This is a genomic window from Streptomyces sp. NPDC034049, from assembly GCF_055575575.1.
This window is the reverse complement of sequence record NZ_JBVISJ010000002.1, coordinates 852,081-878,313: the sequence shown is the minus strand read 5'-3', so window position 1 is coordinate 878,313 and position 26,233 is coordinate 852,081. Positions and strand designations below refer to the sequence as shown.

Sequence of the window (26,233 nt, the reverse complement as noted above, 5' to 3'; positions counted from 1 at the left end):
CACGATGCGCGAGGCACGCGGCGGGCGCGAGGAGCGTGACGCGCGCGGGGGAGCGCGGGTGCCGGGCACACCGCAGCTGCCCGGCGGGCGGCACGGAGCCGGTGCCGGGCCGGTCCGGCGGACGGGTGTGGTCCGCCGGGCGGGTGCGGCCGTGCTCGTGACGGTGACCGGGGTGGCGGTCCTCACCGCCTGCGGGCTGGAGGACCACCGCGAGACCGCGGGCGGCTCCACGGCCACGTCCGCACCGCCCTTCACCCCCAAGGCCCCCCTCCCCTCCGGGAAGTCGCTCGGTCCGGACGCCCACGTCCCGAAGCCCACCGGCGTCGACGAGACGGACGCGACCGCCGTCGCCGAGGCCTGGACCCAGGTCGCCTACGGCTACGACACCAAGTACGACACCGGCCCGCACGACGCCGTACTGCGCTCCGCGCGCTGGTTCACCCCCGCCAAGGCGAAGGCCGAGCGGTCGTACCGCCCCGCGAGCGGCGCCGGTGAACAGTGGAACTCCTGGGCCGCGCACGACGCGTGGACCACGGTCGAGGTCGAACCGGACGACGACGGGGACGGTCCCGCCGACTCGGCCAGGGACGCCTACCGCGCCCTCTTCGTCGACGGCACGGCACACGGCCGCGACGGCTGGACGGGCACCGGTCCTCAGGCCACGGTGTACGTGAAGCTGGTGCGCCCGGGCAAGGGCGAGCCGTGGCGGGTGGACGAGGTGCGTACGGTGGAGGCAGCGATACCGGCACCGGACCCGTCCACCACGGCCTCGGCCGCCGCAACCGCTGTTTCTCCTTCTCCTTCTGACCGACCCGAGTGAGGGAACGATGACTCGACTCAGCCGCGAACAGAAGCGGGAACTCAAGCGCGCGGGGCGGGTGCCGGCCGGGCTCACCCCGATCGACGTACGGGTCTCGGCCGAGACCGGCGCGACGGTCGGCGGCATGCCGGTACCGCCCGCCGCCGGGGAGTCCCTCCAGAGCGCCGCCCTGGACTATCTCCACCGCCTGGCCCTGGCGACGGGCCACCCCGTCCTGGCCACCGTCCACGACGAGCGCATCGGTTACGTCGTCCCCCTCCAGGTCCACGTCGACGGCTCCAGCCACTACGCCGGCGAGCCGGTGCGGGTGGGCGAGCCGAAGGGGTTCGTGGCAGTGCCGGCGGCCGCGCGCGAGGGGGAGGGACGAGTGACGCCGGGCACGGCCGCGCCGGCCCACCCCGGCGAGGGCACGGCCGCATGGACGGCACCGGAACCGCCCACCTCGGCCCCGTCCCCGGCACCGGCCCCCACCCCGCGCCGCGACCGGTCGACGCACGTCCTGCGCGCGGTACCGGAGTCGGCGGCCACGGGCCAACTCCCGCGGGAACAGCAGGAACAGGGCGGCTCGCACGCCGCTCACCGGCAGGAGCAGGGCGGTGCGCACGCCGCTCACCCGCAGGCTCACGCCCCTGCACACCCTCACCCTCACCCTCACCAGGACCCGAACTGGCAGCCCCGCCCCGCACAGCACGCGCAGGCCGAGCCCGGGCGGGAGCCGCAGACGGACGCCGAGCGGCGGGCTGCGGCCGAGTGGCAGCCGCAGGGCGGCGGAGAGCAGCAGCGCGCCGGCTGGCAGCAGCAGGGCGAGTCCGGGCTGGAGCCGCAGGCGGACGGTGAGCCGCGGTCCCGGTCGGCCGAGTGGCAGGCGCCGTCGGTCGGGCAGGCCCCGGCCCAGGTGCCGTCCCGGCCCGAGACGCGCCCGCAGTGGCAGCCGCAGCCGCAGCCGCAGGCACAGCCGCAGGCGAAGCGGGAGCCGAGCACGATGCGGTTGGCGGCGGGCAGCCCGGCGCCCTCGGCGGAGCCGGTCAGCCCCACCCCGGAGCCCGAGCGCCCGAAGCGGGAGCCCAGCACCCTTCCGCTGACGGCGGCGAAGGCCACATCGGGGCCCTTCGCCGACCCGACGCCCGCACCCGCGCCCGCACCCACCCACGCGCCCTCTCCCGAGCCCGCGTACGACCCGCAGTCCGGGCCAGCGCCGTCCTCCACCACCGCGCCGACACCCGACCCGGCCGCGGCCCCCTATGCGCAGCCCGCGGCGCGGCCCGTGAAGCCGGAGCCGCGGACCATGCCCCTCACGGCGGCGAAGGAGCAGCAGGACGGGCGCGGCGACCGGGGCGACGCGTCGCAGTCGGCGTCGGGCGGAGTCGCTCCGTCGACCTTCGTGCTGCGCGCGGTGCCGGAACCGAAGGAGGGGCCCTTGGCGCAGCCACCGCGCACCCCGGGGCTCCCCCTGACGATGCCGGGCATCCCGATGGACGCCGACGCCCGACCCTCGGCACCCGAGCCCGTCCAGGACGCCGCCCCGGCCGCGGGCACCGTCTCGCCCCCGACCGGCGAGTTCGGTCCGCTCACGGACCCCGACCTGCCCCCGGCCGGGACGGACTCCCTCTCCTGGCACCCGGACCGGGCCGCGACCCCGGCGCAGCCCCCGGCCGGCACCCCCCGCCCGGCCCCGGCCTCCCTGAACCCGCAGCCGTGGCCCCCGGCCCCGACCGACGCCCCCGCCCCGGAGCCCGTATCCCCCACCACCCTGGCCCCTCCGGAGGAGACCGCGTCCGACGCCTACTCCGCCCCCGAGTGGAAGGTGCTGGAGGAGGACAACGCGCCGAAGCCCGCGCCGGTACGGGAGTTCGACGCGGTGGCCGAGTCGGTGCTGGACCCGGCGGAGGAGGACGGCGGCACCCCGTCACCGTTCGCGGAGTCCGTCACCCGCATCAACGAGGCCGTGAAGCTGGGCCGCATCCAGGAAGCCGCGGAGATGGCCGAGCAGACGGTCGCCCAGGCGACGGCGGCGCTGGGCCCCCAGCACGCCGAGGTCCTGAAGCTCCGTGAACTCACCGCCTACATCGCCTACTTGGCCGGTGACGCGCTCCGCTCGTTCCACCTCTCCCTGGACCTCGCGGGTCTGCGTCACCGTATGCGCGACCAGCGTGCCGCGTACGGCAACATCCAGAGCGCGGCGGCCGCCTGGCGCGCGGTCCGCGACCCGTTGCAGGGCCTGCACCTGGGCCGCGACCTGATCGCCGTCTGGACCGATCTCGCCGCGGACGCCGGCCCCGCCGCCGACGACCTGGAGCAACTGGAGAAGGCCCGCACCCGCATGACCCGCCTCACCGACCGGGCCCGCGCCCTCGACTCCGCTCCGTACGCCCATGGCCAGTAACCCCATCCGAGGCCACCGACACCGCCCCGGCACCCCACCCGACGGCGCCGCCCCACCCGACGGCGCCGCCCCACCCGACGGCGCCGCCGCGCCCGACCGCGCCGCCGCAGCCGACGGCCTCGGCCAAGCACGCAACGGCCGCGCCCCCGACAGCTCCACCCCCCGCTCCCACGCGGCCCGCCACCGTTCCCCCTCCGCCTCCCCGTCGTCCCACGAACCGCACCCCCCGCCCCGCCCTCGAGTAGAGGTCACCGTCAACGAGCTGACCGGCACCGTGAGTTGGCGTACCCGTGCCGCGGTCCTGCGCTCCGCCGGCCGCGGCCCCTCGCCCGCCCCCGAGGAGGGCGCCGCCCCCATCCCGACGCACCCCGCTGTCGTACGGGCCGCGCTGGGCGTCGACGTCGGGGCGCTCACCCCGGAGCGTCGGGGCGGCCGGCTGGCCCGGCTCGGCGCGCTCCGCTCCGCCGTGGCCGCCGACCTCGGCCACGGCACCGGTCTGCCCACCTCGGTCGCGTCCCGCCTCAGGTCCACGACGGTGACCCCGGCACACACCCACGCCCTCACGACCCGCCACGCCGCGGCCGCGACCCACCGTCCGCCGACCCCTGCCTCCGCCCCCGACCACCGTCCGTCACGCTGACCCGGACCGCACCCACCCGGCACCACCGAGCACCACCCGGTAGGCAGCCACCGCGCACCCCGCACGCACCCGGGGCCGACCGCGGCGCTCCCCACCGCCGGCCGACCCCGGAACGACATCCACCCGGCGCGTCACCTACCGGGCGTCACACCTCACCGCGACCTCACTCCGACAGCTCCCACACCGCGTACGCCAGCGCGTCCCCGTTCCGGTCGAGCGCCGTGTCGTTGATGTTGGCCGTGGTGTCGCAGGACGAGTGGTAGCAGCGGTCGAAGGCCTGGCCGGACGTACCGCCCCACTTGGTGACCTGCGCGGCGGTCTTCGTCCGGCTCGCCCCCGTGAAGAGCCCGCCCACGGGCACCCCGGCGCTCTTGAACGGCGCGTGGTCGGAGCGGCCGTCGCCCTCGGTCTCGATCTCGGTCGGGACGCCGATCCCCGTGAAGTAGTCCTTGAAGGTCTGCTCGATGACGGGGTCGTCGTCGTAGACGAAGTAGCCGGGGTTCGGCGAGCCGATCATGTCGAAGTTGAGGTAGCCGCTGATGCGGGCCCGGTTCGCGGAGGAGAGGTTGTTGACGTAGTAGCGGGAGCCGACGAGGCCCAGCTCCTCCGCGCCCCACCAGGCGAACCGCAGGTGCTTCGTGGGCTGGTAGTTCGTGCGGGACACCGTCAGCGCGGCCTCCAGCACGGCGGCGGATCCGCTGCCGTTGTCGTTGATGCCCGCGCCCGAGGAGACACTGTCCAGATGTGAACCGGCCATGACAACCTGATTCGTGTCGCCGCCCGGCCAGTCAGCGATCAGGTTGTAGCCGGTGCGCCCGCCGGACGTGAAGGACTGCACGGCAGTGGTGAAGCCCGCCGCGTCGAGCTTGCCCTTCACGTAGTTCAGCGACGCCAGGTAGCCGGCCCGGCCGTGGGCTCTGTTGCCGCCGTTGGCGGTGGCGATGGACTGGAGCTGGGCCAGGTGGGCCTTGACGTTGGCCACGGGCAGGTCCGGCGCCGCGGCGATCGTCGCGGCGGGAGCGGCGGCCGCCCGGTCGGGTGCGGGGGCCGCCCCCGCTATGGAACCGGTGGTGAACAGCGTGGCCACCGTGACGGCGGTGGCGACGGCGGCACGTCCCGTGACTGGAACGGAGAGCTTCATGGTGGGGGGCTCCGAATTCCATGGGTCCGCCCCGGACGACACTGTTGATGTGTCCATGGCGAACCCGGTGAATGAGGTGCCTGGATGGTGCGGGCGGGACTGACTCTCCGTCAAGGGTGCTATTTGGCCAGCGGAGTTCGCGCCTCGACGGCCTCCCTGACCACGCTCAGCTCCTCCAGTCGCCGCCGCGCCGCCCGAGCCGTCCGCAGCGCGTCCCACGTCAGCAGGGACAGCGCCAGCCACACCAGGGCGAAGCCCGCCCACCGCTCGGGCGGCATGGCCTCACCGAAGTAGAGGACGCCCAGCAGGAACTGGAACACCGGCGCCAGATACTGCAGCAGCCCCAGCGTGGACAGCGGCACCCGGATCGCGGCCGCCCCGAAGCAGACCAGTGGCAGGGCGGTCACCAGTCCGGTCGCGGCGAGCAGCAGCGCGTGGCCCGTTCCGTGCGGACCGAAGGTGGCGTCCCCGCGCGAGCCCAGCCACAGCAGATAGGCCAGGGCGGGCAGGAACTGGATCGCGGTCTCGGCGGCGAGCGACTCCACGCCGCCCAGGTTGACCTTCTTCTTCACCAGCCCGTACGTGGCGAAGGAGAAGGCGAGGCAGAGGGAGATCCACGGCGGCCGCCCGTAGCCGACCGTGAGGACGAGGACGGCCGCGAGGCCGACGCCGACCGCCGTCCACTGGACGGGCCGCAGCCGTTCCTTCAGCAGCAGGACGCCGATGGCGATGGTGACGAGCGGGTTGATGAAGTACCCGAGGGAGGCCTCGACCACCTGGTGGGTGTTGACGGCCCAGATGTAGACGCCCCAGTTGACGGTGATCGTGGCCGCCGCGACCGTGATCAGGGCGAGCTTGCGCGGTTGCCGCAGCAGCTCACCGGCCCAGGACCAGCGCCGCAGCACCAGCAGGACGACGGCGACGACCGCGAGGGACCAGACCATGCGGTGGGCGAGGATCTCCACCGCGCCCGAGGGCTTCAGCAGCGGCCAGAAGAGCGGGACGAGCCCCCACATCCCGTACGCGGCGAAGCCGTTCAGCAGTCCTATCCGGTGTTCGCCCCTCGACTGCGCCGCCACGGCCCCTCCTCCTCGCCCGGCCGCACCGCCGCGACCCCGAACCCTCAGCCCTCCCGAAGGTAACGCCGAGCACCCCCGGCTGTCATGCCCGTATCGCGATACGGTCATGACAGCCGGGGGTGGGCGCCCCGAGGGGGAGTCCGGGGCGCCGTCCGGGGCGCGCGGCCCCGGCGTGCGCGGGCTCAGTCCCGGCGGGTCACGCCTTCAGCGCCGCCGTGATCGACTCCTCGATCGGCGTGGTCGGGCGGCCGATGAGGCGGGAGAGGTCGCCGGAGGAGACGACCAGCTCGCCCTTGGCCACGGACGCGTCGACGCCCGCGAGGATCTCGGCGAGGAACGGGGGGAGCCCGGCGCCGGTCAGGATGCCGGTGAGCGCCTCCACGGGGACGGGGTTGTTCGCTATCTCCTTGCCGGTCTGCCGGCTCAGCTCGGCCGCGTACTCGGCGAAGCTCCACGCGGTGTCGCCGCCCAGCTCGTAGGTCTGGTTCTCGTGGCCCTCACCGGTCAGCACGGCGACGGCGGCGGCCGCGTAGTCCGCGCGGGCCGCGGAGGAGACCCGGCCCTCACCGGCGGCGTGGGTGACGGCGTTGTACTCCAGCACCGGCGCGAGCTGCTCGGTGTAGTTCTCGTTGTACCAGCCGTTGCGCAGCAGGGTGTAGGGCAGCCCGGACGCGAGCAGCGCCTCCTCGGTGCCCCGGTGGTCGTCGGCGAGGGCGGCCGTCAGGCTGCCCGGCGCGCTGGTGTACGCGAGGAGCGCCACGCCCGCGGCCTTGGCGGCGTCGATCACGACCTTGTGCTGGCCCACCCGGTCGCCGCCGACCTCGCTGCCGGAGATCAGCAGCACCTTGTCGCCGGCGGCGAGGACGCCGTCGAAGGTCTCGGGGGCGCTGTAGTCGGCGACGGCGATCTTCACGCCGCGCGCCGCGAGTCCGGCGGCCTTCTCCGCGCTGCGGACGACGGCCGTGATCTGCTCGGCCGGTACCTTCTCCAGCAGGCCCTCGACGACGAACGTACCGAGGTGTCCGGTGGCTCCGGTGACGACGATGCTCATGGTGAAACTCCTCCAGGGGGCGGGGTGCGTCACTCACCCTAGGGGGTGCACTAACTCTTCGAAAGTACCCACTTTGAAGTAAGGTACTGGCATGGCCGTAAGCAAGGTGTCGCCGCAGCCCGCCGCCACGTACGACACGGGCCCCGAGGGCATGTGCCCGTACCGCCTCGTCCTGGAGCACGTCACCAGCCGCTGGGGCGTCCTCGTCCTGATCGAGCTGCTGGAGCGGCCGTACCGCTTCAGCGAGCTGCGCCGGGCCATCGGCCGGGTCAGCGAGAAGATGCTCACCCAGACCCTCCAGACCCTGGAGCGCGACGGCCTCGTCCACCGCGACGCCAAGCCCGTCATCCCGCCCCGCGTCGACTACTCCCTCACCGACCTCGGCCGCGAGGCCGCCGAGCAGGTGCGCGCCCTGGCGGCCTGGACCAGGGACCGCATGGACGACGTGGAGCGGGCCCGGCGGACGTACGACGAGGCCCGGGGCTGAAGCAGCCCCGGGCCCCGTCGGCCGGTCGTCCGCCCCGGTCGGGCGCGGCTCAGCCGACCACCGTCCAGGTGTCGCCGCCGGCCAGCAGCGCCGAGAGGTCGCCCTTGCCGTGCCGGTCGACGGCGGTGCCGATCTGGTCGGCCATCTGCGTGTCGTAGACGGGCCGTTCGACGGAGCGCAGGACTCCGATCGGGGTGTGGTGCAGGGTGTCCGGATCGGCCAGCCGCGACAGCGCGAACGCCGTGGTGGGCGACGCCGCGTGCGCGTCGTGGACCAGGATCCGGGACTCGTTCTCCGCGGTCACGGTGACCACCTTCAGATCGCCGGTCGCCTCGTCCCGTACGACGCCGCGCCCGCCTCCCCCACTCTCGGCTTCGCTCGAGCGGGAGGTGCCCCCAGCCCCGAACCGGATCGGCTCGCCGTGCTCCAGCCGGATCACGGCCTCCTCGGCCCGCTGCCGGTCCTTGAGGACCTCGAAGGCGCCGTCGTTGAAGATGTTGCAGTTCTGGTAGATCTCCACCAGCGCCGTGCCCGGGTGGGCGGCGGCCTGCCGCAGCACCTCCGTCAGATGCTTGCGGTCGGAGTCCACGGTCCGCGCCACGAACGACGCCTCCGCCCCGAGCGCCAGCGACACCGGGTTGAAGGGCGCGTCCAGCGACCCCATCGGCGTCGACTTGGTGATCTTCCCGACCTCCGACGTGGGGGAGTACTGCCCCTTCGTCAGACCGTAGATCCGGTTGTTGAAGAGCAGGATCTTCAGGTTCACATTGCGCCGCAGGGCGTGGATCAGATGGTTGCCGCCGATGGACAGCGCGTCCCCGTCGCCGGTCACCACCCAGACGGACAGATCCCGCCGCGAGGTGGCGAGCCCGGTCGCGATCGCCGGCGCCCGCCCGTGGATGGAGTGCATCCCGTAGGTGTCCATGTAGTACGGGAAGCGGGACGAGCAGCCGATGCCCGAGACGAAGACGATGTTCTCCTTGGCCAGCCCCAGTTCCGGCATGAAGCCCTGGACGGCGGCGAGGATCGCGTAGTCACCGCAGCCGGGGCACCAGCGCACTTCCTGGTCGGACTTGAAGTCCTTCATGGACTGCCGGGCCGTGGCCTTGGGGACCAGTTGCAGCAGCTCATTGCCGAGGTCAGTCATCGATGGCCTCCTTCAGAGCCGTGGCCAGCTGCTCCGCCTTGAACGGCATGCCGTTCACCTGGTTGTACGAGTGGGCGTCGACCAGGTACTTCGACCGGACGAGCAGGGCGAGCTGCCCGAGGTTCATCTCCGGGATCACCACCTTGTCGTAACACCGCAGCACCGCCCCGAGATTGCGCGGGAAGGGGTTGAGGTGACGCAGATGGGCCTGCGCGATGGACTCGCCGGCCGTGCGCAGCCGCCGTACCGCCGCCGTGATCGGCCCGTACGTCGACCCCCAGCCCAGGACGAGCGTGCGCGCCCCGTGCGGATCGTCGACCTCGACATCGGGCACGTCGATCCCGTCGATCTTGGCCTGCCGGATGCGCACCATGAAGTCGTGGTTGGCCGGGTCGTAGGAGATGTTGCCCGTGCCGTCCTGCTTCTCGATGCCACCGATGCGGTGTTCCAGGCCCGGCGTCCCCGGCACGGCCCACGGCCGGGCCAGGGTCTGCGGATCACGCTTGTACGGCCAGAAGACCTCGGTGCCGTCGTCGAGCGTGTGGTTGGGCCCCTGGGTGAACTGCACGGTCAGATCCGGCAGTTCGTCGAGCTCGGGGATGCGCCAGGGCTCGCTGCCGTTGGCCAGGTAGCCGTCCGACAGCAGGAACACGGGCGTGCGGTACGTCAGCGCGATCCGGGCGGCCTCCAGGGCCGCGTCGAAACAGTCGGCCGGGGTGCGCGGCGCGATGACCGGCACCGGGGCCTCGCCGTTGCGCCCGTACATGGCCTGGAGCAGATCCGCCTGCTCGGTCTTGGTCGGCAGCCCCGTGGACGGCCCGCCGCGCTGGATGTCGACGACGAGCAGCGGCAGTTCGAGCGAGACGGCGAGCCCGATGGTCTCCGACTTCAGCGCCACACCCGGCCCGGAGGTCGTCGTGACCGCGAGCGACCCCCCGAAGGCGGCCCCCAGCGCGGCCCCGATACCCGCGATCTCGTCCTCCGCCTGGAAGGTCCGCACCCCGAAGTTCTTGTGCCGGCTCAGCTCGTGCAGGATGTCCGAGGCCGGGGTGATCGGGTACGAGCCCAGGTAGAGCGGCAGATCGGCCTGCCGCGAGGCCGCGATCAGCCCGTACGACAGCGCCAGGTTCCCGGAGATGTTCCGGTACGTCCCCACCGGGAAGGCCTGCGTCGCCGGGGCGATCTCGTAACTGACCGCGAAGTCCTCGGTGGTCTCCCCGAAGTTCCAGCCCGCCCGGAAGGCGGCCAGGTTGGCGGCCGCGATCTCCGGCTTCTTGGCGAACTTGGCCGCCAGGAACTTCTCCGTGCCCTCGGTCGGCCGGTGGTACATCCACGACAGCAGCCCCAGCGCGAACATGTTCTTGCTGCGCTCGGCCTCCTTGCGGCTGAGGTCGAACTCCTTGAGCGCCTCGACGGTCAGGGTGGTCAGCGGCACCGGATGGAGGCTGTACCCGTCCAGCGACCCGTCCTCCAGCGGGCTGGTCGTGTACCCGACCTTCTGCATCGCCCGTTTGGTGAACTCGTCGGTGTTGACGATGACCTCGGCGCCGCGCGGCACGTCCCCGATGTTCGCCCTGAGCGCGGCCGGGTTCATCGCGACGAGCACGTTGGGCGCGTCACCCGGGGTGAGGATGTCGTGGTCGGCGAAGTGCAGCTGGAAGCTGGAGACGCCCGGCAGGGTGCCGGCCGGGGCGCGGATCTCGGCGGGGAAGTTCGGCAGGGTGGAGAGGTCGTTGCCGAAGGTGGCGGTCTCGGAGGTGAAGCGGTCGCCGGTGAGCTGCATACCGTCACCGGAGTCCCCGGCGAACCGAATGATCACCCGATCGAGTCGGCGGACGCCCTTCGTCCTCGCCGGATCGCGCTGTTCTCTCAGTTCTCCCAGAGCGGCCTCGTCGGCCGGCTCCGCTGGGCTGCTGACCTGGCTGGTCACTGAACTGGACCTCCCTTGAGGCGGCTGTCCGGGAACGGCCGTCCCGCCGGCCCTCCCAAGACCAACCCTACGTCGGCACGCCTCCAGAACGACTCGACTTCTCCACGAGGAGGCCGGACGAGAAGAGGCGCGAAAGGAATCGGGAGCCCCTTCTGGCACGGTGTCAGAAAATCATGAATTCAGAATCATGAATTCAAATAGGTGAGCACTGCCAGCACCCGTCGGTGGTCCCCGTCGCTCGGCGACAGCCCGAGCTTCAGGAAGATGTTGCTGACGTGCTTCTCGACGGCCCCGTCGCTGACGACCAGCTGCCGGGCGATCGCCGAGTTGGTCCGCCCCTCCGCCATCAGCCCCAGCACCTCGCGCTCCCGGGGGGTGAGTCCCGCCACCACGTCCTGCTTCCGGCTCCGCCCGAGCAACTGCGCGACCACTTCCGGGTCCAGCGCCGTACCGCCCCGCGCGACCCGCACCACGGCGTCGACGAACTCCCGTACCTCGGCCACCCGGTCCTTCAGCAGATAGCCCACGCCACGACTGGACCCGGCGAGCAGCTCGGTGGCGTACCGCTCCTCCACGTACTGCGACAGCACGAGCACACCCAGCTCCGGATGCGACTTCCGCAGCTGCACGGCGGCCCGCACGCCCTCGTCGGTGTGGGTCGGCGGCATCCGCACATCGGCGACGACCACGTCCGGGAGGTCGTCCTGCGCCGCGAACTCGGTGATCGTCTTGATCAGGGCGTTCCCGTCCCCGACACCCGCGACGACGTCGTGCCCCCGGTCGGTCAACAGCCGCGTCAGCCCCTCCCGCAACAGCACCGAATCCTCGGCGATGACCACCCGCACCCTGTCCTCCACGCCTGTTCCCCCCACTGCACCCCGTACCGCGACAGCCCCCAGCATTCCAGCATCGGAACGCCCGTGACCCGCACCAACGAGAAATCAGGGACAGGGAAGAAAGGGCAAGGGGCGCAGCCCCTGCTCTTCAGGGGCGCGGAAAACTGCGCGAGATCCCCCACGGGACCGGTAGCCGCTCATGGCGCCAGGCCGTCCACGGCGACTGGGGGCGCGGGGAACGGCGCGAGAACCCCCACGGGACCGGCGCCCGCTCATGGCGCCAGGCCGTCCACGGCGACTGGGGGCGCGGGGAACGGCGCGAGAACCCCCACCGGACCGGCACCCGCCCATGGCGACGAGCCATCCACGGCGACTGGGGGGCGCGGGGAACGGCGCGAGAACCCCCACCGGACCCGCACCCGCCCACGGCGCCAGGCCCCCCACGGCGACAAGGCGCCCCAAGCCCCGCAGGGCCCCCGCCCCGATCAGACCGCCCGCCAGGGCAGCTCCGCCGTCACCCGGGTCGGCCCGCCCGCAGGCGAGTCGACGACGAGGATCCCGTCGACCGCCCCGATCCGCTCGGCGAGCCCCGCCAGCCCGGACCCCGCCCCGGTGTCGGCGCCGCCCACACCGTCGTCGATGACCTGGAGCATCAGCCGGTTCTCGAGCTTCCACACGTCCACGGTCGCCCGCGACGCCCTCGCGTGCTTGCTGACGTTCTGCAGCAGCTCGGACACGGTGAAGTACGCGATGCCCTCGATCGCCGGCACCGGCCGCGCCGGCAGGTCCACCTCCACCACCACCGGCACCGCGCACCGCGAGGCGACCGAGGACAGCGCCGCGTCGAGCCCCCGGTCCGTCAGCACCGCCGGATGGATCCCCCGCGCCAGGTCCCGCAGCTCCTGGAGCGCCGTCTTCACCTCGCCGTGGGCCGAGTCGACCATCACCGCCGCCGCCCGGGGATCCTCCGCCAGCTTCTCCTTCGCCAGCCCCAGATCCATCGCCAGCGCCACCAGCCGGGCCTGCGCCCCGTCGTGCAGATCCCGCTCGATGCGCCGCAGATCGGCTGCCGCCGTGTCGACCACGACCCCACGGTCCGACTCCAGCTCGACGACCCGCGCCCCCAGCCGCGACGGCCCCAGCAGCGTGACCACCATGCCCCGGTCGACCATGGTCAGACCCCGCACGATCCACGGCGTGGCCATCGTGAAGAGCAGCCCCACCAGCGCGGTCACGGTCACCTCGAACGGGTTGTCCAGATACACGGAGCGCGTCTCGTCCCCGTAGAGCTGCAACCCGTCCTGCCCGGCCCACACGGGGAACACCCAGAACCACAGCGGATACGTCAGCAGCGCCCACCCGTACGTCCAGAAGGTCACCGCCACCACGAACGAGAACACCGACCACGGGAACTGCGCGACCGCGTACAGCAGCTGCCGCCACGACGCCCCGCTGCGCAGCACGGCGCCCATCCACGCCAGCGCCCCGCGCCCCCTCGGCCTCAGCGGCTCCGGCGCGGCCACGTCCACCCCGAGCAACGCCCGCGCCCGCGCCCGCTCCAGCGCGCCGAACCCCCGGCACCCGGCCAGCCCCGCCGCCAGCACCGGCACCCCGAGGAAGGTGATCAGCAGCCCGGCACCCACCGACACCATCGTCACGGCGTACGTGAACAGCAGGATCCCGATCGGCAGCCCCAGCAGCACATACCCGAGCTCCCGCCAGCTGCGCGCCTCGAACGGCGCCCGCAACCCGGCCGGCATCCGACGCCGCCGCTCCCCGTCCCCACTCCCGTACCCGTACCCGTGCCCGTACTCCGTGGCCATCACCGTCGCCCGCCTCCGCCGATCCCGCAGTCCCGATGTCGTACTCCCACCTTGCTGTCCCCGGCCCATCGGAACCATGGAGCGGGTCGGCGTCTCGGCTGGGGGGTTTTCCCCACCCCCTGGGCTCTCAGAGCTGCGGCCGAAAAGCACGGGGCGCAGCCCCTGCTTCTCAGGGGCGCGGGGAACTGCGCGAGAAGCCCGACTCACCCGCGCCCGCCCACGAAGAAGGGGCACCCACCACGAGTAGGCGCCCCACCCCACCGCCGCGCGCTACCGCCCCCGCCAGGGCAACTCCGCCGTCACCGTCGTAGGCCCACCCACCGGCGACTCGATCACGAACAACCCGTCCACCGCGTCCAGCCGCTCCGCCAGCCCGGCGATCCCGCTCCCCCCGTCGAGCCGCGCACCCCCACGCCCGTCGTCCCACACCTGGATCAGCAGCCGGTCGTCGGACCGCCACACCTCCACCGCAGCGGCCTTCGCCCCACTGTGCTTGCTGATGTTCTGCAGCAGCTCGGAGACGGTGAAGTACGCGATGCCCTCGATCGCCGCGGCGGGCCGCGTCGCCAGATCCACGGTCACCTTCACCGGCGCCGTGCACCGCGCGGCCACCGCCGACAACGCGGCATCCAGCCCCCGGTCCGTCAGCACCGCCGGATGGATGCCCCGCGCCAGGTCCCGCAGCTCCTGCAACGCCAGCTTCACCTCGCCGTGCGCCTCCTCCACCATCGTGGCGGCCGCGTCGGGATCCTCCAGCAGCTTCTCCTTCGCGAGCCCGAGCCCCATCGCCAGATTCACCAGCCGGGCCTGCGCCCCGTCGTGCAGATCCCGCTCGATGCGCCGCAGGTCGGCCGCCGCCGTGTCGACGACGACCCCCCGATCGGACTCCAGTTCGGCGATCCGCCGCTCCAGCTCGTCGGACGGCGACAACAGCGACCGCACCATCACCCGGTCCACGTTCGTCAGCCCCCGCACGATGTACGGCAGCACCGGCCACGCCACGAACAACCCCGTCAGGGTGACGACGAACGTCGTGATCGCCCACGGCATCCGGATCAGCTCGTACAGCATCGAACGCCAGCCGACCGGATCCTTCACGCTCATCCACACCTGCGTGAAGAAGCCCTCGTCCGCGCGCCGCCCGCTCCCGCGGAACGGCAGCGGACTCGGCTCGTCCACCCGCACCCGCAGCAACGCCCGCGCCCGCATCCGCTCCAGCCGCCCCAGCTGCCTGGCCCCCATCAGCGCGGCGGCGAGCAGGGGAAAACCGATCACCGTCAACGTCAGCAGAGCGCTGGTGAACAGCACCGTCGTCACATACACGAACCCGAGCAGCGCGAACGGCAGATTGGCCAGCAGATGCGCGATCTCCCGCCAGGTCTGCCCCCCGAACGCGAACGTCGCGGGCGGCAGCGGGTCCGAAGGCGTGTGACTGGACGGCAGCGGACGACCGTACGGCCGCCCGGAGCCGGTCGGAGAAGAGAGGGGTTCGGTCATGCCCACCAGCCTGCCCGCCCGGTCCCGCCCCGCGCCATGAGGCGGACCGCCCCGGCCACCCTGGGGAAAACCCCACCCCGTGTCATCCCGCCCCCTCCCGGCCCGATCACGGCGGCACCCGGGCATGCCGACCTGTGACGGGCTGCTTACGCTCTCTTTAGCAGGGCCTAGACTCCCGTGCGTACAGATCGTCGAACAGCGACGCACGTACGGCGTCCGCATCCCGTACGTACGTATCGCCAGGCCAGGGAGCGAGGGACGGACGTGCCGGAACCGACCGTCGCCGTAGCGGCGCAGACGGGCGTCGCCGTAGCGGCGGACTACTTCCAGTCCTACTCGGTGGTCGGACTGCTCGCCGCCGTGGGCGTGCTCTTCGTCGGCGTCGCCTTCGGCGCGGGACGGCTGCTGCGCCCCGAGGTCCCCACCCGGGAGAAGCTCCTGACGTACGAGTGCGGCGTCGACCCCGTCGGCGAGGGCTGGGCCCACACCCAGGTCCGCTACTACGTCTACGCCTTCCTCTACGTCATCTTCGCCATCGACTCGATCTTCCTCTTCCCCTGGGCGACCGTCTTCGCCGATCCCGGCTACGGAGCGACCACCCTCGTCGAGATGTTCGTCTTCCTCGGGTTCCTCGCCGTGGGCCTGCTCTACGCATACAAGAAGGGCGTCCTGGCATGGACGTGACGCCAGAAGTGAACCCCCCGGAGCCGGATGCCGCACAGCCGGTCCTCCTCCCGGAGCCGAAGCGGCTGGGCGCGCTCGCCCGCCTCGCCCCCGAGCCGATGAAGGTGATCCTGAACTGGGGCCGCCGCTACTCGCTCTGGGTCTTCAACTTCGGCCTCGCCTGCTGCGCGATCGAGTTCATCGCCGCGTCCATGGCCCGCCACGACTTCATCCGCCTCGGCGTCATCCCCTTCGCGCCCGGCCCCCGGCAGGCGGACCTCATGGTCGTCTCGGGCACGGTGACGGACAAGATGGCCCCGGCCGTGAAGCGCCTGTACGAGCAGATGCCCGAGCCGAAGTACGTCATCTCCTTTGGCGCCTGCTCGAACTGCGGCGGCCCCTACTGGGACTCCTACTCCGTCACCAAGGGCGTCGACCAGATCATCCCGGTCGACGTCTACGTCCCCGGCTGCCCGCCCCGCCCCGAGGCCCTCCTCCAGGGCATCCTGAAACTCCAGGAGAAGATCGCCCGGGAGTCCCTGGGCGAGCGCTACGGCACCACGCCCCGCCCCTCGACGACGGCGCTGCGGAGCGCGCTGGTGAAGCCGCCGGCGACCGAGGCCGGACCGGCCGAATCGGGGGACAAATGACCGGCTGGCTGCCCGCCCCCGTCGAGGAGCTCTTCGGACCCGAGGCCACGGCCGAGGAGTCCTACGACGTCCTCACCGTGGACGTCCCCTCCGCCTCCTGGACCGAGGCGCTGCGCACGGCCCGCTCCACCCTGGGCTGCACGTACTTCGACTGGCTGAGCGCGGTGGACGAGCCCGGCACGGGCTTCCGCGTCTCGGCCCACGTGGTGGCCCTGTCCCCGGTCCGCCGCCTCCTCCTCCGCACGACGATCCCCCACACCTCCCCGGTCCTCCCGACCGCCGTCGACATCTACGCGGGCGCCGCCTGGCACGAACGCGAAACCCACGAAATGTTCGGCGTCCGCTTCGAGGGTCACCCCGGCCTGGACCACCTCCTCCTCCCGGAGAACTTCGAGGGCCACCCCCTGCGCAAGGACTTCGTCCTGGCCGCCCGGGTGGCCAAGGCCTGGCCCGGGGCGAAGGAACCGGGGGAGTCCGCGGCCGGCCCGAAACGCCGCCAGATGCTCCCGCCCGGCGTCCCCGACCCCAACGAGTGGGGCCCCCTCAAGGGCCAACTCCCCCCACCCCCCGCCCGAGGCGCGGCCACCGACCGCCCGGCCCGCCGCACACGCACAGCAACGACCGGCCGGACCCCGACCCCGGACGCCCCCACGCCGCCGCAGCCCGAACAGCCCCCGCGCCACCCCCGCCCGGCGGCGGAGGGTTCGGCGAGTCAGTCGGCGGCGGGTACGACTTCGGACGCTCCGGCCGGCCCGCCGCCAGTGTCGGGGCAGCCGCCGCGCCGCAGCCGTTCGGCGGCGGAGGGTTCGGCGAGTCAGTCGGCCGGGGGTACGACTTCGGACGCTCCGGCCGGCCCGCCGCCGGCGTCCGGGCAGCCCCCGCGCCGTACCCGCTCGGCGGCGGAGGGTTCGGCGAGTCAGTCGGCGGGGGGTACGTCTTCGGATGCTCCGGTCGGCCCGTCGCGTCGCACGCGTTCGGCGGCGGAGGGTTCGGCGAGTCAGTCGGCGGCGGGTACGACTTCGGATGCTCCGGCTGGCCCGTCGCGTCGCACGCGTTCGGCGGCGGAGGGTTCGGCGAGTCAGTCGGCGGGGGGTACGTCTCCGGATGCTCCGGTCGGCCCGGCGCGTCGCACGCGTTCGGTGGCGGAGGGTTCGGCGAGTCAGTCGGCGGGGGGTACGTCTCCGGACGCTTCGACCGGCCCGCCGCCGGCGTCCGGGCAGCCCCCGCGCCGTACCCGCTCGGCGGCGGAGGGTTCGGCGAGCCAAACGGCTGCGGGCGCCGCTTCGGACGCTTCGGCCGGCCCCCCTCCCGCCGCCACGCCCTCGCGTCGCGCCCGCACCGCGTCGGAAGGCTCGGCGAGCCAGCGCGCCATCCCTGCCCCTTCGCCCCGGCCCCGCCGCACCTCGGGCAGCCCGGACGCCCCCTGGCACCACGCCCGCCCCGCTTTCGACACCCCGACGCCGGAGCCGGAGCCTGAGGCGAAGGCGAAGGCAGAGACGGGTGCGGGTGCGGGAGCAGCGGCGGAGGCGAAGTCGAAGGCCGAGCCGAAGACCGACCCGCAGTCGAGGACCGACCCGGAGGCGGGTGCGAAGACAGGAGCGGAGCCGACGTCCGGGCCGACGCCCGAGTCCTCGACCGAGACGCCCAAGCCAGCGCCCGCGCCCGCGCCGGAGCCAGGCGCTGAGCCCAAGGTCGAGCCCGAGCCTGCCCCTCGGCCCGAGCCCGAGTCGCCCCAGCCCGAGCCACGCGCTGAGCCCGAGGCGGCCCCACAGCCTGAACCCGCCCCTCGGCCCGAGCCCGAGTCGCCTGAGCCCGAGTCACCCGGCACCCCCGACGACAACGGAACGCCCGCCCCCGGCCGCACCACCGAACCCAAGCCCGAGCCCGAACCCGAACCCGACTTCGGCCCCGAACCCCCCACAGGAGGCGCGCAGTGACCGACGCTCTGGACGTCGCCCTGCGACTCCTCATCGTCTTCGTCGTCTTCCTGACCTTCCCCTTGATCATCGGCCAGACCGAGCACAAGGTGATGGCCCACATGCAGGGCCGCCTCGGCCCCATGTACGCCGGCGGCTTCCACGGCTGGGCCCAACTCGTCGCCGATGGCGTCAAGTTCGCCCAGAAGGAAGACATCGTCCCGGCCGGCGCGGACCGCCGGGTCTTCCAACTCGCCCCCGCCGTCGCCCTCCTGCCCTACCTCCTCGTCCTCCTCGCCATCCCGATCGGCCCGGGCGAGGGCGCCGTCGGCGAGGTCATCGACGCGGGCGTCTTCTTCGTCCTCGCCGTGATGGGCGTCGGCGTCCTCGGCTCCCTCATGGCCGGCTGGGCCTCCGCCAACAAGTTCTCCCTCCTCGGCGGCCTGCGCACCGCCGCCCAGCTCCTCGCCTACGAACTCCCGATGCTGCTCACGGCCGCCTCCGTGGCGATGGCCGCCGGCACCGTCTCCCTAGTCGGCATCGTCGACGCCTTCGAGTGGTGGTGGCTGCCCTGGCAGATCGTCGGCGCGCTCGTCTTCTTCGTCGCCGGTCTCGCCGAACTCCAGCGCCCGCCCTTCGACATGCCCGTCGCCGACTCGGAGATCATCTTCGGTGCCTACACCGAGTACACCGGCCTCCGCTTCGCACTGTTCCTCCTCGCCGAGTACGCCGGCATCGTCGTCCTGTGCGGCCTGACCACCGTCCTCTTCCTCGGCGGCTGGCACGGCCCCTGGGGCGCCGACGGCCTCGGCTGGGTCTGGACCCTCCTGAAGACCGCCGTCCTCGCCTTCGTCGTCATCTGGCTCCGCGTGACCTACCCCCGTCTGCGCGAGGACCAGCTCCAGAAGCTCTCCTGGACCCTCCTCGTCCCCCTCTCCCTCGCCCAGATCGCCCTCACCGGCATCGTCAAGGTGGTGATCCGGTAACCATGGCCCCCATCCCCGGCAGCGGCCTCGCCAAAGGTCTGGCCGTCACCCTGCGCACGATGACGCGCAAGACCGTCACCGAGCAGTACCCGGACGTCCAGCCCGAACTCCCGCCCCGCACCCGCGGCGTCATCGGGCTCTTCGAGGAGAACTGCACGGTCTGCATGCTGTGCGCCCGCGAGTGCCCGGACTGGTGCATCTACATCGACTCCCACAAGGAGACCGTCCCGCCCGCGGCCCCCGGCGGCCGTGAGCGCAGCCGCAACGTCCTGGACCGTTTCGCCATCGACTTCTCCCTCTGCATGTACTGCGGTATCTGCATCGAGGTCTGCCCCTTCGACGCCCTCTTCTGGTCCCCGGAGTTCGAGTACGCGGAGACCGACATCCACGAACTCACCCACGAGCGCGACAAGCTCCGCGAGTGGATGTGGACCGTCCCCTCGCCCCCGGCCCTCGACCCCGCCGCCGAGGAACCCAAGGAACTGGCCGCCGCCCGCAAGACCGCCGAGAAGCTCGCGGCCACCCAGGCCACCCAGGCCACCCGGAGCGAGCCGGCCGACACCGAGGGAGAAGCCACATGACCCTCTCCCAGGCACCGCAGGGCTTCCTCTCCCCGACGGGGGTCGAGATCGCCTTCGTCCTCGTCGGCCTCGTCACCTTCGGCGCCGCGCTCGTCACCGTCACCACCCGGCAGCTGGTGCACGCCGCCCTGTGGCTGGTGGTGGCGCTCGGCGGCCTCGCCGTCGAGTACCTCCTGCTCACCGCCGAGTTCATCGCCTGGGTGCAGGTCCTCATCTACGTCGGTTCCGTCGTCGTCCTCCTCCTCTTCGGACTGATGCTCACCAAGGCCCCCATCGGCCGCTCCCCGGACGCCGACTCCGGCAACCGCTGGGCCGCCCTCACGGTGGCCGTCGCCTCGGCCGCCGCCCTCGTCTGGGTCGTGGTCGACGCCTTCCGCGCCACCTGGATCGACCTGGACGGCCCGGCCGCCGGCTCCACGAAGGCCACCGGCGAGAGCCTCTTCCGGCACTGGGTCCTCCCCTTCGAGGCGCTCTCCGTCCTCCTGCTGGCCGCCCTGGTCGGCGCGATCGTCCTGTCCCGCAAGGCGAAAGCGGAAGCGCCCCCCACCGACCCGAAAGCCACCCGCCCGCCCAAGGCCACCCGCCCGCCCAAGGCCACCCGCCCGCCCAAGGCCACCCGCCCGCCCAAGGCCCCCGCCGACCCCACTGGACCCGAGTCAGCGAAGGGAGGCGCAAGCTGATGCACCTCGCCTATCCCGTCGTGCTCTCCGCCCTCCTCTTCTGCACGGGCCTGTACGGCGTCCTCGCCCGCCGCAACGCGATCCTCGTCCTGATGTCCGTCGAACTGATGCTCAACGCGGTCAACCTCAACCTCGTCGCCTTCGACGTCTGGCTCAGCAGGACCGCCGAGGAGACCCTGCACTCCGGCCAGGCCCTGACCCTGTTCACGATCACCATCGCCGCCGCCGAGATCGGCATCGGCCTGGCGATCGTCCTCGCGGTCCACCGCAACCGAGGCACCGCCGACATCGACAAGCTCCGCGACACCGCCGAGCACCCCGACGACCCCGACGGCACCCCGGGCCCGGACCCCGACGCCACCCCCGGCCCCGACGGCACCCGCGCGCACGGTCTGCCCGGCCGCCCCGAGCGGAGCGAGAAGGCTGAGGCCACCGCGTGACCACGACCACCCTCGCCGTCCTCGTCCCCCTCCTCCCGTTCCTCGGCGCCGCCGCCGGCCTGCTCCTCGGCCGCACCGCCCCCGGCTTCGTCCGCCCCCTCGCCGTACTGCCGACCCTGGCGGCCTTCGCCCTGGCCGTCCTGGTCGCCGTGCGCCAGGGCGGCGACCGCGCCGCCGAGGCGGCCACCCAGCTCACCCCCACCGGCTCGGTCCCGATCGACCTCGCCCTGTACATCGACGGCTTCGCCGCCCTCGTCGCCGTCCTGGTCGGCCTGGTCGCCACCTGTGTGCAGATCTACTCGACCGGCTACCTCCGCGACGACCCCCGGTACCCCTCCTACGCCGCCCTCGTCTCCCTCTTCACCTCCGCGATGCTCCTAGTCGTCTACTCCGGCGACCTGATGGTGCTTCTGGTCGGCTGGGAGATCATGGGCATCTGCTCGTACTTCCTGGTCGGCCACTACTGGGAGACCCCGGAGGCCCGCGCCGCCTCCCTGAAGGCCTTCCTGGTCACCAAGCTCGGTGACGTCCCCTTCCTGATCGGTCTGTTCGCCCTCGCCACGGACGCCGGGTCGTTCCGCATCACGCGGATCCTCGCCACCGTCGCCGACGGCGGCCTCGACCACCCCACGCTCGTCGCCCTCCTGCTGCTCGCCGGAGTCGCCGGCAAGTCGGCCCAGTTCCCCCTCCACACCTGGCTGCCCGACGCGATGGCGGGCCCCACGCCCGTCTCCGCGCTGATCCACGCCGCGACGATGGTCGCCGCCGGTGTCTACTTCGTCGCCCGTCTCCTCCCGGTCTTCGCCGCCTCCGCGGCGGCCCTGATCGTCCTCGCCGTCATGGCCGCGCTCACCATGGCGGGCTCGGGCCTCGCCGCCCTCGCCCAGGACGACATCAAGCGCGTCCTCGCCTACTCGACGATCGGCCAGCTCGGCTACATGACCGGCGCCCTCGCCGTCGCCGACCGTGGCGCCGCCGTCTTCCACCTCCTCTCGCACGGCGCCTTCAAGGCGCTGCTGTTCCTCGCGGCCGGCGTGATCATCCACGCGTCCGGCACCAACTCCCTGGCCGCCATGTCCCGCATGAGCCACCTCCGCGCCCGCGTCCCCGACGCCTTCTGGACGATGACCGTCGCGCTGCTCGCCCTCGCGGCGATCCCGCCCTTCAGCGGTTTCTTCTCCAAGGAGTCCGTCCTCGGAGCCGCCGAGCACGCCGCCACCGGGCACACCGTCACGGGCCCCGTCGACCACGTCCCGGCCGCCGCCGGCTGGACCGTCCTGGTCGCCGGTGTCCTCACGGCCCTGCTCACCGCCGCGTACGCCGCCCGGCTGTGGCTGCTGGCCTTCCGCGGCGAGGGCACCGAGGCCCCCGACCACGGCCGTCAGCCGCTCACCATGACGGTCGTCCTCTGGGTACTCGCCGTCCCGTCTCTCGCCCTCGGCGCACTCGCCTACGGCAGGCTCCCCGACTGGTTCGACGGCGACGACCTGGCCCCCACCCTCACCACGTCCGTCCTCGGCACGGGCGCCGCCCTGATCGGCGCTCTGGCGACCTACGCGGCCTGGCGGTACACCACGGCCGTGGCCCACCCACCGCTGGGCGCGGTCGCGGCCCACCCCGACGCGGACGCCGGCACCGTCGAGGCGGAGGCCATCGCCAGCCACACCCCCGCCTACGGCGACGTGGCCTCGGCACCCGACCCGGCGGACCCGGGCCGCCTCCTGCTCGGCCCGCTGCACCGCCACGCCGCCGCCGGCTTCCACCTCGACGCCGTCTACTCGGCCCTCTTCGTCCGCCCGGTCCTGGCCGGCGCGCGTCTCGTCCGGTTCCTCGACCGCGAGGTCGTCGACACCTATGTGAGCGGCGCGGGCGCCCTGCCCCGCCTGCTGGGCGCGGCCGTACGCAAGGCCCAGACCGGCAACGTCCAGACCTATGTGAGCGCGCTGCTCGCCGGCACCGTCGTCCTGGTGGTCGCCGCCCTCGTCGTCGCCACGGGAGCGTGAGCAGGCGTGATCGATATCAACGAGTCCGTGATGCAGGTCCTTCTGGCGTTGATCGTCGTCGGCCCGCTCCTCGGCGCCGCCGCCGCTCTCCTGCCGGCCCCGCCCGGACTGAAGGGGAAGTCACCCGAGCAGGCCGTGCTCCGCCACGGGATCACCGTGACCGGTGCGGTGCTCATCGCCGCGATCGTCCTCGCGCTCGGCTTCGACCACGACCAGCCGTCGAAGATGCAGGCCAGCACGGACATCAGTTGGATTCCGGCACTCGACGTGCGCATCCACCTCGGCATCGACGGCATCTCCCTCCCCCTCCTGGTCCTGACCGCGCTGCTGACCTTCCTCTGCGCGCTCTACTCCTACTTCAAGATGCCCGCGGGCCCGTCCCCGAAGGCCTTCGTCGCCCTGCTGCTCGTCCTGGAGTCCGGCACCCTCGCGACCTTCGCCGTCCTCGATCTGCTGCTGTTCTTCCTGGCGTTCGAGACGGTGCTCATCCCGATGTACTTCCTCATCGCCCGCTGGGGCGGTGAGCAACGCACGCGGGCCGCCTGGAAGTTCATCCTCTACACCCTGCTCGGTTCCGTGGTCATGCTGCTGGGCCTGCTCCTGATCGGAATCAAGGCGGGCACATTCGACATGGTGGCACTCGCCACTGACAATCACCCCGCGCTGACCACATCCGTGCAGGTCATCGCCGTTCTGTCGATCGGGATCGGGCTCGCGGTCAAGACCCCGATGTGGCCGCTGCACAGCTGGCTGCCGGACGCCCACACCGCCGCCCCGACCGTCGGCTCGGTCCTGCTGGCCGGCGTCCTGCTGAAGATGGGCACCTACGGGTTCGTCCGCATCCTGCTGCCGATCACCCCGGACGGCTTCCGCACCTTCGCGCCGTACCTCGCCGCCTTCGCGGTCGTGGGCATCATCTACGGCTCCCTCGCCTGCCTCGCCCTCGCCCAGCAGGGCGCCAAGGGCGACCTCAAGCGCCTGATCGCGTACTCCTCCGTCGGCCACATGGGCTTCGTACTGCTCGGCGTCGCCACGATGACCCCGACCGGCGTGAACGGCGCGCTCTTCGCCAACATCGCCCACGGCCTCATCACCGGCCTGCTGTTCTTCCTGGTCGGCGCCCTGAAGGACCGCACCGGCACCACCGACCTCGACGCCCTCGCGCAGGAGACCGGCGCCGCCCTCTACGGCAGGGCGCCCCGCCTCGGCGGCCTCCTCGCCTTCGCCGCCGTGGCCTCCCTCGGACTGCCCGGACTCGCCGGGTTCTGGGGCGAGATGCTGGCCCTGTTCGGCGCGTTCGAGCCCGCCGAGGGCCTCAGCCGCCCGGCCTTCCTCACCTTCATGACGATCGCCGCGTTCGGCACGCTCCTCACGGCCGCGTACCTGCTGATCGTGGTCCGCCGCGTCTGCATGGGCGCGGTCCCGAAGGGACCTCAGGAGGGGCCGGGCCGCACGGACGAACAGACGTACGCCCTCGCGGACGTGCAGACGTACGAGTTCGCGGCCTGGACCCCGCTCGTCGCCCTCACCGTCCTCGCCGGCCTCTGGCCCGCGGCCCTCCTCGGTCTGACCGACCCGGCCGTGCAGCAGCTCCTCGCAGGAGGCACCCGTTGAGCCCCTTGGCCCAGCCGCCGGTCCCGGCCCAGGCAGCCCAGAACCTGGCCGAGCCGGTCGTCCAGTCCGTCGACTGGCTCGCGATCGCGCCGCCCACCGTCGCGGCCGTCGTCGGCCTCGCCGTGCTCGTCGCCGACCTCTTCACCGACGACCGCAGGAAGTCCCTGCTCGGCTGGGTCTCCGTCGCGGGCCTCGCCGTCTCCCTGCTGGCCCTGCTGCCCCTCCTGGACGCCGACCGCGCCACCTTCTGCCTGACCGGCGACCCGGGCGTGTGCAGCTACACCGCCGACCGGTTCACCCTCGTCATCCAGTTCCTCGTCCTCGGTGGCGCCCTCCTGGCCGCCCTGCTGTCCATGACGGCCCTCAGGGACGACCGGAAGAACCTCCCCGAAGGGGAGTTCTGGTTCCTGCTGCTGTCGTCCGCGGCGGGAGCCGCGCTCCTGCCCGCCTCCCGGGACCTCGCGACGCTCGTCGTCGCCCTGGAGGTCGCCTCCCTGCCCGCCTTCGCCCTCGTCGGCATCCGCCAGGGCGACCGGCGGTCCTCCGAGGCGGCCCTGAAGTTCTTCCTGTCGTCCGTCACCGCCACCGCCGTCAGCCTCCTGGGCATCAGCTTCGTCTACGCCACGACAGGCACCCTCTACCTCACCGAGATCGCCGACCGCGTCCAGGACGTCGACGCCCAGCTGCACACCCTCACCCAGGCCGGCGTCGTCCTCACCCTCGTCGGCTTCGCCTTCAAGACGGCAGCCGTCCCCTTCCACTTCTGGGTCCCCGACACCTACGTGGGCGCCCCCCTGCCCGTCGCCGCCTACCTCTCCGTGGTCGGCAAGGCGGTCGGCTTCTCCGGGCTGATCCTCGTCACCGTCGTCGCCCTCCCGTCGTACGCCGACGTCTGGGGCCCCGCCCTCGCCGTGCTGGCCGCCCTCACGATGACCGTCGGCAACCTCGGCGCCCTGAAACAGGGCTCCACGCGCGCGTACAGCGCGGTCCGGCTGCTCGCCTGGTCCTCCGTCGGCCAGGCCGGCTACCTCCTCGTCCCGATCGCGGCGGCGGCCTACGCCGACGACACCGCCGACGCCGAGAAGGCGGTCGGCTCCACCGTCGCCTACGCCCTGATGTACGCCGCCGTGAACCTCGGCGCCTTCGCCGTGGCCGCCCTCGTCGGCCGTACGAGGTCCCTGAACCGGCTCGACGACTACCGGGGCCTGTACGCGTCGAGCCCCCTGTCCGCGCTGCTGCTGGCCTTCTTCCTGCTCTGCCTCGCCGGACTGCCGCCGGGGATCATCGGTCTGTTCGCCAAGGTCACCGTCTTCTCGGCGGCCGTGGACGCGGGCCTCGGCTGGCTCGCCGTCGTGATGGCCGTCAACGTGGTGATCGCCCTCTTCTACTACCTCCAGTGGACGGCCCTGCTGTTCCGCGCCCCCGAGGGCGACACCGCCGGCGCGCCCGCACCGCACCGGGTCCCCGCTCCGCTCACCCTGGTCCTCGTCCTCACCGGCATCGTCGCCGTGGCCCTGTCCGGCGCCCCCCAGCTCGTCCTGCGCTTCGCCGACCTCGGCCTCTTCTAGGGCCTGTCGTCACATTCCCGTCTGCCCCACGACGCCATGCACGCACTCTCGCCGCACCGGGCATACACCCAAGTACATCCAGTACGAGGGTGTATGCCCGGCACGCCGAGAGCACGCACCTGACGCCGCGGGGCCGCTCTCCGGGCGACGACGGGAATTTGACGACAGCCCCTAGCGCACCGCGGCCCCGCCCTCACCCGCGCGGCCCCCCGCCCCCACCCGCGCGGCCCGCGGCCGGGCCGCGCGCACCAGGGAACTCGCGCTCCCCGCCTGGCGTTGACCCGTACGGGAGGGTCCA

At 72.8% G+C, this 26,233-nt stretch carries 22 protein-coding genes; 14 read left to right on the top strand and 8 right to left on the bottom strand.

The window, feature by feature from the left end:
* Positions 1-4 precede the first annotated feature (4 nt).
* Genes ACZ52C_RS08790 through ACZ52C_RS08780 form a run of 3 tightly spaced genes read left to right on the top strand, consistent with a single transcriptional unit; the run spans position 5 to position 3,843 of the window.
* Positions 5-820 carry a hypothetical protein gene (locus ACZ52C_RS08790; RefSeq protein ID WP_469074183.1) on the top strand — a complete coding sequence of 272 codons (816 nt, stop codon included), beginning with the start codon at positions 5-7 and terminating at the stop codon, positions 818-820.
* A 7-nt stretch (positions 821-827) separates the two neighbouring features.
* Positions 828-3,203 carry a hypothetical protein gene (locus ACZ52C_RS08785; RefSeq protein WP_469074020.1) on the top strand — a complete coding sequence of 792 codons (2,376 nt, stop codon included), beginning with the start codon at positions 828-830 and terminating at the stop codon, positions 3,201-3,203.
* On the top strand, positions 3,193-3,843 hold the full coding sequence (locus ACZ52C_RS08780; protein WP_469074019.1) for a hypothetical protein: 651 nt from the start codon (positions 3,193-3,195) through the stop codon (positions 3,841-3,843). Before ACZ52C_RS08785 ends, ACZ52C_RS08780 begins: the two co-directional genes overlap by 11 nt.
* Positions 3,844-4,006: 163 nt before the next feature.
* Here the strand turns inward: ACZ52C_RS08780 and ACZ52C_RS08775 are convergent, their stop codons facing one another.
* From ACZ52C_RS08775 to ACZ52C_RS08765, 3 genes are all read right to left on the bottom strand, one after another.
* Positions 4,007-4,984 (bottom strand): M28 family metallopeptidase, encoded by a 978-nt coding sequence (locus ACZ52C_RS08775; RefSeq protein WP_469074018.1) that lies wholly within the window; start codon positions 4,982-4,984, stop codon positions 4,007-4,009.
* A 119-nt stretch (positions 4,985-5,103) separates the two neighbouring features.
* Positions 5,104-6,063, bottom strand: a complete 960-nt coding sequence (gene rarD / locus ACZ52C_RS08770) for an EamA family transporter RarD (RefSeq protein WP_469074017.1) — start codon at positions 6,061-6,063, stop codon at positions 5,104-5,106.
* Positions 6,064-6,259: 196 nt separating this feature from the next.
* Complete coding sequence (locus tag ACZ52C_RS08765) at positions 6,260-7,114, bottom strand: SDR family oxidoreductase (RefSeq protein WP_469074016.1); 855 nt, start codon at positions 7,112-7,114, stop codon at positions 6,260-6,262.
* 91 nt (positions 7,115-7,205) lie between these two features.
* Here ACZ52C_RS08765 and ACZ52C_RS08760 point away from each other — a divergent pair, with 91 nt between their 5' ends.
* Entirely contained in the window at positions 7,206-7,601 is a 396-nt protein-coding gene (locus tag ACZ52C_RS08760) for a winged helix-turn-helix transcriptional regulator (RefSeq protein WP_469074015.1), read from the top strand.
* Positions 7,602-7,650: 49 nt separating this feature from the next.
* On the opposite strand, the gene ACZ52C_RS08755 is transcribed toward ACZ52C_RS08760, so the two are convergent.
* From ACZ52C_RS08755 to ACZ52C_RS08735, 5 genes are all read right to left on the bottom strand, one after another.
* Positions 7,651-8,748 (bottom strand): 2-oxoacid:ferredoxin oxidoreductase subunit beta, encoded by a 1,098-nt coding sequence (locus ACZ52C_RS08755; RefSeq protein ID WP_469074014.1) that lies wholly within the window; start codon positions 8,746-8,748, stop codon positions 7,651-7,653.
* Positions 8,741-10,678 carry a 2-oxoacid:acceptor oxidoreductase subunit alpha gene (locus ACZ52C_RS08750; RefSeq protein ID WP_469074013.1) on the bottom strand — a complete coding sequence of 646 codons (1,938 nt, stop codon included), beginning with the start codon at positions 10,676-10,678 and terminating at the stop codon, positions 8,741-8,743. Before ACZ52C_RS08750 ends, ACZ52C_RS08755 begins: the two co-directional genes overlap by 8 nt.
* 185 nt (positions 10,679-10,863) lie before the next feature.
* Positions 10,864-11,523 carry a LuxR C-terminal-related transcriptional regulator gene (locus ACZ52C_RS08745; RefSeq protein WP_469074182.1) on the bottom strand — a complete coding sequence of 220 codons (660 nt, stop codon included), beginning with the start codon at positions 11,521-11,523 and terminating at the stop codon, positions 10,864-10,866.
* 476 nt (positions 11,524-11,999) lie between these two features.
* Positions 12,000-13,337, bottom strand: coding sequence for a sensor histidine kinase (locus tag ACZ52C_RS08740; RefSeq protein ID WP_469074181.1), 1,338 nt, complete (start codon positions 13,335-13,337; stop codon positions 12,000-12,002).
* A 270-nt stretch (positions 13,338-13,607) separates the two neighbouring features.
* Positions 13,608-14,834 carry a sensor histidine kinase gene (locus ACZ52C_RS08735; RefSeq protein ID WP_469074012.1) on the bottom strand — a complete coding sequence of 409 codons (1,227 nt, stop codon included), beginning with the start codon at positions 14,832-14,834 and terminating at the stop codon, positions 13,608-13,610.
* A 264-nt stretch (positions 14,835-15,098) separates the two neighbouring features.
* On the opposite strand from ACZ52C_RS08735, the gene ACZ52C_RS08730 reads away from it, so the two are divergent.
* The 10 genes from ACZ52C_RS08730 to ACZ52C_RS08685 are packed head-to-tail and all read left to right on the top strand — an operon-like array spanning position 15,099 to position 25,935.
* On the top strand, positions 15,099-15,518 hold the full coding sequence (locus ACZ52C_RS08730) for an NADH-quinone oxidoreductase subunit A (protein WP_469074011.1): 420 nt from the start codon (positions 15,099-15,101) through the stop codon (positions 15,516-15,518).
* Positions 15,509-16,147: an NADH-quinone oxidoreductase subunit B gene (locus tag ACZ52C_RS08725; protein WP_469074010.1), complete on the top strand. Its 639-nt coding sequence runs from the start codon at positions 15,509-15,511 to the stop codon at positions 16,145-16,147. Before ACZ52C_RS08730 ends, ACZ52C_RS08725 begins: the two co-directional genes overlap by 10 nt.
* Entirely contained in the window at positions 16,144-18,084 is a 1,941-nt protein-coding gene (locus ACZ52C_RS08720) for an NADH-quinone oxidoreductase subunit C (protein ID WP_469074009.1), read from the top strand. Before ACZ52C_RS08725 ends, ACZ52C_RS08720 begins: the two co-directional genes overlap by 4 nt.
* Positions 18,081-19,049, top strand: a complete 969-nt coding sequence (locus tag ACZ52C_RS08715) for a complex I subunit 1/NuoH family protein (protein WP_469074008.1) — start codon at positions 18,081-18,083, stop codon at positions 19,047-19,049. Before ACZ52C_RS08720 ends, ACZ52C_RS08715 begins: the two co-directional genes overlap by 4 nt.
* A 2-nt stretch (positions 19,050-19,051) precedes the next feature.
* Positions 19,052-19,630 (top strand): NuoI/complex I 23 kDa subunit family protein, encoded by a 579-nt coding sequence (locus ACZ52C_RS08710; protein WP_469074007.1) that lies wholly within the window; start codon positions 19,052-19,054, stop codon positions 19,628-19,630.
* Positions 19,627-20,310 (top strand): NADH-quinone oxidoreductase subunit J family protein, encoded by a 684-nt coding sequence (locus ACZ52C_RS08705; RefSeq protein WP_469074006.1) that lies wholly within the window; start codon positions 19,627-19,629, stop codon positions 20,308-20,310. The genes ACZ52C_RS08710 and ACZ52C_RS08705 overlap by 4 nt, the downstream gene beginning before the upstream one ends.
* Positions 20,310-20,750 (top strand): NADH-quinone oxidoreductase subunit NuoK, encoded by a 441-nt coding sequence (gene nuoK, locus ACZ52C_RS08700; protein WP_469074005.1) that lies wholly within the window; start codon positions 20,310-20,312, stop codon positions 20,748-20,750. The genes ACZ52C_RS08705 and nuoK overlap by 1 nt, the downstream gene beginning before the upstream one ends.
* Complete coding sequence (locus ACZ52C_RS08695) at positions 20,747-22,753, top strand: NADH-quinone oxidoreductase subunit 5 family protein (protein WP_469074004.1); 2,007 nt, start codon at positions 20,747-20,749, stop codon at positions 22,751-22,753. The genes nuoK and ACZ52C_RS08695 overlap by 4 nt, the downstream gene beginning before the upstream one ends.
* A gap of 6 nt (positions 22,754-22,759) precedes the next feature.
* Positions 22,760-24,367 carry a complex I subunit 4 family protein gene (locus ACZ52C_RS08690; protein WP_469074003.1) on the top strand — a complete coding sequence of 536 codons (1,608 nt, stop codon included), beginning with the start codon at positions 22,760-22,762 and terminating at the stop codon, positions 24,365-24,367.
* Positions 24,364-25,935, top strand: a complete 1,572-nt coding sequence (locus tag ACZ52C_RS08685; protein WP_469074002.1) for an NADH-quinone oxidoreductase subunit N — start codon at positions 24,364-24,366, stop codon at positions 25,933-25,935. The genes ACZ52C_RS08690 and ACZ52C_RS08685 overlap by 4 nt, the downstream gene beginning before the upstream one ends.
* Positions 25,936-26,233: the final 298 nt, after the last annotated feature.